This window comes from Spirulina subsalsa FACHB-351, from assembly GCF_026130165.1.
Classification (GTDB): Bacteria; Cyanobacteriota; Cyanobacteriia; order Cyanobacteriales; family Spirulinaceae; genus Spirulina_A; species Spirulina_A subsalsa_A.
On sequence record NZ_JAIHOM010000177.1, the window covers coordinates 1 to 7,103 of the forward strand.

The window sequence follows — 7,103 nt, forward strand, 5'->3', positions numbered from 1 at the left end:
ACAAATTGTCATGCTAAGAGTGATCCCTGAGCCTTAGCTAAAGAGTCGTGCTTCGCTGTTTCTATACTGGTCGGGTTTCATCCCGTCGGTAAAACCGAGGGTCTTCACCCGACATTGCAGATAAATTCACAAAATGCGGATGTCAAGAATGCCTAGTTTCTATCTCAAACTCAGTAAAAACCTTGGCTTGTTCTAGTACAAGTTCAACCGCCAGAGCCTGCATATCTGGAGGATAGCCATACTGTCGAAGAAGGCGTTTCACCATAATCTTCATGCGGGAGCGGACGCTTTCCTTAATGTTCCAGTCAATGGAAGCATTACGACGGACACGAGCGACTAAAGCGATCGCCAGCTCTCGTAAATTCTCTTGACCCATCACATCTCGGGCGCTGTCATTTTGAGCCAAAGCATCATAGAAGGCGAGTTCGTAGGGTTCTAGCCCTAATTCTTCCCCTCGATGCTTGGCTGCTTGAACATCCCTGCCTATTTCGATCAGTTCTTGCAAAACCTCAGTTACACCAATCACCTGGTTTTTGTAGCGTTTGAGGGCATCTTCTAACATTTCTGCCAGTTTGCGACTTTGGACGATGTTAGTCCGATGCTGTGCCTTAATTTCGTCTTTGAGTAGGCGTTTGAGCAGTTCTACGGCTAGGTTTTTATGCTCCATGCCTTCCACTTCTTGGAGAAATTCCTCAGAAATCACGGAAACATCAGGGTTTTTGATACCCGCTTCATCAAAAATGTTGACGACGGTATCCGACACTAGAGCCTGGTCTATCACTTGGCGGATGGCGCTCTCTATATCAGCATTGCTTAAACCACCATCACTCGGTTCTAATTTGCGGAGGCTGGATTGGATAGCTTGGAAGAATGAGATTTTTTCACTTTGGGCGATCGCCTCGGGATGGTGAGCGGTCAGGGCATAGATTTTAGACAGTGCGGCTACGGCATCGAGAAAGCGGTCTTTACGCTGGGGGTCAGCAATATAGTTGGTTGCGGATTTTAGTAGGTTGAGTTTGTCGCCAGTGCTGGCGGTGAAGTAGGGGGCATAATCAAAGTCCGCCATGATGCCTTCGACAACTTCTAACTTGGTAGCCAGTAATCCCAGAGCCACATCTTGATTGAGGGTAAGGTCGCCTTTGCCGCCGTTTTGGGAGTAGAAGTTGAGAGCTTCTTTAAGTTGATGAGCCACGCCAAGATAATCGACAATTAGACCGCCCTGCTTTTCAAAGTAGACGCGGTTGATACGGGCGATCGCCTGCATGAGATTGTGACCCTTCATCGGCTTGTCGATGTACATGGTATGGAGACAGGGAGCATCAAACCCCGTCAGCCACATATCACAGACAATTACCAAATCCAGGTCATTGTTAGGGTCTTTGAGTCGCTGGGCTAGAATCTGGCGTTGTTGTTTGGTGGTGTGATGCTGCACCAAATTTCCATCATCAGAGGCACTGGCTGTCATAACAACCTTGATTTTGCCACTGTCTAATTTGTCGCTGTGCCAGTGGGGGCGAAGTTCAATAATTTTGTCGTAAAGGTTGGCGGCGACACGACGACTGAGGGTAACAATCATACCCTTACCCCGGTTGACGGTTTGGCGTTGCTCAAAGTGGGTCACGATGTCCCGGGCGATGGTTTGGAGGCGCTGGGTGGAGCCGACAACGGCCTCAATTTTGGTCTGTTTGGCTTTGGCTTGCTGGGTGGCGCTGAGGTCTTCAAATCTCAGGTCTTCGTCTAGTTCATTAAGGAGTTCTCGCCCCTCCTCGTCCAAGTCCACCTTCACCAAACGGCTTTCATAGTAAATCGGAACAGTAGCCCCATCTTCGACAGCTTGGGCGATGTCGTAGATGTCGATGTGGTCTCCGAAGATTTCGCGGGTGTTTTTGTCGGTCTGTTCGATGGGAGTTCCGGTGAAACCGACAAAGGTGGCGTTGGGGATGGCATCACGGAGATATTTGGCGAAACCATAACGGGTTTCAGTGCCGATTTCCTGCCCGTCCTTGTCCTTGAGAGTGACTTGTTTGGCTTTGAAACCGTACTGGCTGCGGTGGGCTTCGTCGGCTAGTACAACAATGTTGGTGCGATCGCTAATTTGCGGATATAGGGTTTCACCGTCGGCGGGAGCGAATTTCTGTACGGTGGTAAAGACAATACCGCCAGACGCTACGTTCAGCAGGTCTCGCACGGCAGCGCGATCGTTCGCCTGTTGGGGGTCTTGGCGCAGCAGTTGACGGCATCCAGCAAAGGTATCAAAAAGCTGGTCGTCTAGGTCGTTGCGATCGGTCAAGACAATTAGGGTGGGATTATTCAGAGCCAGTACCAGTTTCCCACTGAGAAACACCATCGACAGAGATTTACCGCTGCCTTGGGTATGCCACACGACACCGCCTTGATGGTTGCCCTCAGTGGCGGACAAAACACTTTCAACGGCTTTGTTGACGGCGTAATACTGGTGATAGGCTGCCAGCTTTTTAATCGTCTGAAGGGTGACGATTTCCGTCGTTGGGTCTACAGTTTTCACCTGCTCAAATACCGTGAAGTGGCGGATTAGGTCAAGCAGGGTGGACTTGTTGAGCATCCCCTGAACCAAAATCTCCAGTTCGTTGGTGTCGGGGTTGTTGTCGATGGTGTTGTTGGGGAGTTTGCGCTTCCACTGACTGAAGCGGGTGTAGTCGGCAGAGAGGGAACCCGCACGGGCGGAAAGTCCATCGGAGATGACTAGCAGGGCGTTGTAGGTAAACAGGCTGGGAATCTCGCGTTTGTAGGTGTGGAGCTGGTTATAGGCGGCGTGTAGGTCAGCTTTAGCATCGGCGGCGTTCTTCAGTTCAATGACCACTAGGGGCAGCCCATTGATAAACAGGATGATGTCGGGGCGGCGGTTGTGGTTGTCCTCAATGATGGTGAACTGATTTACTGCCAGAAATTCGTTGTTGTCGGGGTTCTCCCAGTCAATCAGCCAGAGTTGTTCGCCTTTGGTTTCACCGTTTCGGGTGTATTCAACGGTGATGCCTTCGGTGAGGTAGCGGTGGAAGGTTTCGTTATTGTTGATTAGGTTGGGGCTGGCGATGTTTTGCAGTTCTCGCTGGGCTTGGGTGTGAGTGTCGGCGGGTAGGTGGGGGTTGATGCGACTGATGGCGGCACTGAGGCGGTCTTTGAGCAATACCTCGCCATAAGATTGGCGCTCTGGCTCGTCTCCATCGGGGGCGAGGAGATAGCCGTTTTTGTAGCTATAACCCAGAGCATCGAGCAGTTCGAGGTTATAGGTTTCGATTTGGTCTTCGGTGGTGAATTTGCTCATAGAACCGAGGAGGTTAGGGTTTAATGCGAAGTTGGCCGCTCATCAGTTTGGGTAGAAGTGCGTCACGGGTTTGGGTGAGGGTTTGGATTTGCTCTTGATTTTGCTCCTTTTTGCGAACTAGAGGTTTGATTAATTCACCAAAGCTTTTCCTGATTTGGGTGCTGGGTATGATAATCGGAGATTCACCCAGAATGGCTAAACTTAAATTTGCTTGAACTGCCTGTACGACTCGGCTAGAGAGGTAATACTGATAGCTCCTAGAGGAAAAATAGCAAAGGATATATTCAGGGTCTACTTTTTCAATATTTGGCCTAATTATTGCGACTGCTTGATTTGTATTTGCAGGCAAAAGTGATTTGCCAACCATCGCATAGCGACCAATAGTCCCTGCAATTGTGTAAACGACATCTTTCTCTTGAAGAATTGATCGTCTGAGAAGCTGGTTGGTTTCTTCATCAATGTAAGCAAGTTTAGATGAATCTATTGAATGCTGATCTGTTATAGATTCTGCTTTCAAAAAGTTTATGCCCGATTCCTGGAATTGCCTTTTAAGTGTTGTTGGTGTCGTACCTTTTGTGATTGTGGTCGTGACATCACCTAATTTCCCAACACGCCAACCTACAGGGATTTCGCCTAGCTCTGACGGCATCATCTCCCCCCCGGATGACTTGTAAGGTTTGCCGTCGGCGTTGGGCCTGCCCTGTGCGAAGTCGTAGGGGAACTCGAAATCAACAAACCAATGTTTGAAGAGGGTTTGCGCGATTTTTTCCAGCGTTTCGTTCTGGTTGCGGAGGTTTTCGATTTTGCGATCGAGGGAGGATAATAAGTTAGATACGCTTTTTTGCTCTTCTAGCACTGGCAAAGGAAGATTCAGTTTTGCTAAGTCCGTACCTGTAATGCCTGAGACAGCAACCTGCCTAAGAATCGTTCTTAGCAGATACTTTCCAATACGAGAGCTAAAAAGATATAGGAGATAAGCAGAGTCGGTCTTTTTAGGGTTAGGTCTTGCTCTAATAATGGATGACTCAAAGGTTAAAGGCTCGTTCTGACTTAGAACCAATGTGCATTTTCCTGCCCCCTCTGCCACGAGAGATCTTCTTGCAAAAAGTAAGTCACCCTCTATGACACTGGATTTCTCAAACTCATCTTTATCCAGTTCAATCCTAGACATCTCAACACAAGGAAGCTTGTCAAAAGAAAATATTTCACCCATATTGACAACTCTTGTTCCTCGCCCATGATATTCCTTGGACTTGTATATTCCATTTCTTAAAGGCTGCAATAGAACCGACTGAAAAGGAACATATTGCCAATCTTTCGGGATCAAGCCTATATCTGTTTCCTTCCACTCACTCATAGCTGAAACCCCACTTTCGCCAACTGTACCTTAATCTCCTTATCCAGCGCCTCCGCCTCCGACCTCTGCGCCGCCAACTCCGCCGTCAACGCTGTTGTCATTATTCCCCAACTTCCATCCACTTCTGCACCGCAGCTTCTAACCCCGGCAGATAAAACTCTACCGCATCCCAAACCCGCCCCAGGTCAATGCCACCCAGGTAGTCATGCACCAACACATTCCGAAAACCAGATAGCGATCGCCAATCTACCTCTGGCGCTTGTGCCTTCAGATCATCCGATAGCCGCTGGGTCGATTCTGCCATCGTCTGTAGCCGCCGCAGAACCGCATCCTGCACCAAGGCACTTTCCATAAACTCCCCTTTCCCATTGCGCGTATATGCCCGAATCAGAGCCACACACTCCAAAATATGCTTCAGGTAAATCTGGTCATCATGGGCGGTCATAGGGGCTTCGCCTCCGCCAACACCTGTTCCCGAATCAGGGGACTAATACCTTGTTCGGTTAGCACATCCACCTTTCGTCCCAGCAAGTCTTGTAAGTCCATCAACAACCCCCCCGGAAACCAAGGCGTGATTTTTTCTAAGTCGTAGTCAATCAAAAAGTCGATGTCGCTCTCTGGGGTATCTTCGCCCCGCACCACCGAGCCAAACACCCGGACGTTGTAGGCTCCATGCTTGGCGGCAATATCCAAAATTTGCTCTCGTTTGTTTTGCAAGGTCGCCAACAGGGTCATCAGGTTATCCCCTCCAAATCAAAGCCCACCTTCGCCAACTGCATCTTAATTTCGCCAAAAAATACCCGTGCTTGAGCCAAAAGGTTCGCAGCGAGTTCCTGGTCAGGTATCAACATCTCACCATAAAACATCGCATAGTACCAACGGTTTACACTACCCCTAAACGCTGACTGCTCCAGCAGAATTTCGGCCTCCCGCAAAGTCTCTTCCGCCTCCTTTAATCGATAGTGTACCAATAAGCGCAGTTGGCAATCCGTCATACCTGAAACCTCGCGATTCTCTTCCACTTACTCATAGCTCAAACCTCGCGATCGCCAACTGAACCTTAGTACACTTCATCATGGCTACCAATATCGACCAAGACAATTAAATCCTCTCCCGTCTCAGACTCTACCTTAAACGCAAAAATAATGCGGCAATCATAGGCAACAGAGCAAGCCCACAAACCCTCTAGCTGTCCCGTTAGCTTGTGAGACTTGAGAGAGGGCGTAAACGGATCGTTGCTCAATGTTTCCAAAACAGCCAGTATCTTGTCTTGCAACTGAGGATTTTTCTTGACCAACCGCTTAAAGCTGCGCTTAAACCTACTGTCTGTGGTTAAAATCATTCATCTTCATCCGACAGTAAATAAGCTTTCATCTCTTCAAAACTGCCCCGTTTAGCGGTTCCTGCCTCCACCGCTTGAAACACATTTTGAGCATTCGCTGCAATTTCAGCCCGTCGAGACTCGATCCTGCGCTTACGGATTAACTCAAATAGTTGCTCTTGATCTTCAGCAGGTAATTCCTCGATTGACTCGATAATTTCTTGAAATGTCATCATAAAACCTCCAAGTCAAAGCCCACCTTGGCTAATTGTACCTTAATCTCTTTATCCAGCGCCTCCGCCTCCGACCTCTGCGCCGCCAACTCCGCCGTCAACGCCGCCGTCATTCTTCAACCTCCATCAGCTTCTGCACCGCCGCTTCTAGCCCCGGCAGATAATTTTCAATAATGTTCCAGACAATATCGAGTTGACACTCCTCGGCCTAAAGGCACGAGGATTCTTGGTTCACAGACTCGCCATAACCTAGCAGGATTGCTCCAACCAGGCTAGAGGGCAAATCTCCCCAAGCTTTAGATCCGGTATGCCCTACCGTACTTAATGCTAATTTCAGGATATTAATTGCAGCATTTATATCTCTATCTTCTATCAACCCACAATGAGAACAAATATGGGTTCTAGTTGATAAAGACTTCTGCACTTTCTGACCACAATTGGAACAATTTTGACTCGTATTGTAAGGAGGTACAGCAACAGTAACCTTTCCATACTTATAGCCAAAATATTCCAACCAACGGCGAAATAAATACCATCCTGCATCGCTAATTGATTTAGCCAGATGTCGATTTCTCACCAGCCCTTTAACCTTTAAATCTTCATAAGCCACCAAATCGTTAGATTGGATTAAACGGAGTGCCACTCTCTTGACAAACTCTTCTCGTTGCCTACTTACTTTTAAATGTTTCCGAGCATATCGATTTCTAGCTTTCTGATAGTTCCTAGATTGGGGTTTCCCTTTCTTGAACTTCTTAGATTTCCGACGATTACAGCGTTTTAAACTTTTCTCCCCCTTTCGATAAAACTGGGGATTGGCTTCAATATTACCTTGGCTATCTGCCAAGAAATATTTAATTCCTAAATCTATTCCGACAGCTTTCTGACTGGGAA

At 48.1% G+C, this 7,103-nt stretch carries 8 protein-coding genes; all 8 read right to left on the bottom strand.

Going from position 1 to position 7,103, the window contains the following annotated elements; genetic code table 11:
• Window positions 1-142: 142 nt before the first annotated feature.
• Complete coding sequence (locus K4A83_RS21235; RefSeq protein WP_265266704.1) at window positions 143-3,301, bottom strand: type I restriction endonuclease subunit R; 3,159 nt, start codon at window positions 3,299-3,301, stop codon at window positions 143-145.
• A gap of 13 nt (window positions 3,302-3,314) precedes the next feature.
• Window positions 3,315-4,658, bottom strand: coding sequence for a restriction endonuclease subunit S (locus K4A83_RS21240; RefSeq protein ID WP_265266705.1), 1,344 nt, complete (start codon window positions 4,656-4,658; stop codon window positions 3,315-3,317).
• A 100-nt stretch (window positions 4,659-4,758) separates the two neighbouring features.
• Window positions 4,759-5,103 (bottom strand): HepT-like ribonuclease domain-containing protein, encoded by a 345-nt coding sequence (locus tag K4A83_RS21245; RefSeq protein ID WP_265266706.1) that lies wholly within the window; start codon window positions 5,101-5,103, stop codon window positions 4,759-4,761.
• Window positions 5,100-5,393, bottom strand: a complete 294-nt coding sequence (locus K4A83_RS21250; RefSeq protein WP_265266707.1) for a nucleotidyltransferase family protein — start codon at window positions 5,391-5,393, stop codon at window positions 5,100-5,102. Before K4A83_RS21250 ends, K4A83_RS21245 begins: the two co-directional genes overlap by 4 nt.
• A complete protein-coding gene (locus K4A83_RS21255) occupies window positions 5,393-5,653 on the bottom strand; it encodes a hypothetical protein (protein WP_265266708.1) in 261 nt (86 codons plus the stop codon). Before K4A83_RS21255 ends, K4A83_RS21250 begins: the two co-directional genes overlap by 1 nt.
• A gap of 65 nt (window positions 5,654-5,718) precedes the next feature.
• Complete coding sequence (locus tag K4A83_RS21260; protein WP_265266709.1) at window positions 5,719-6,000, bottom strand: type II toxin-antitoxin system RelE/ParE family toxin; 282 nt, start codon at window positions 5,998-6,000, stop codon at window positions 5,719-5,721.
• Window positions 5,997-6,212: a hypothetical protein gene (locus tag K4A83_RS21265; RefSeq protein ID WP_407810259.1), complete on the bottom strand. Its 216-nt coding sequence runs from the start codon at window positions 6,210-6,212 to the stop codon at window positions 5,997-5,999. The genes K4A83_RS21260 and K4A83_RS21265 overlap by 4 nt, the downstream gene beginning before the upstream one ends.
• A 208-nt stretch (window positions 6,213-6,420) precedes the next feature.
• The coding region (locus tag K4A83_RS21270; protein WP_265266711.1) for an RNA-guided endonuclease InsQ/TnpB family protein at window positions 6,421-7,103 on the bottom strand (683 nt) is incomplete at its 5' end.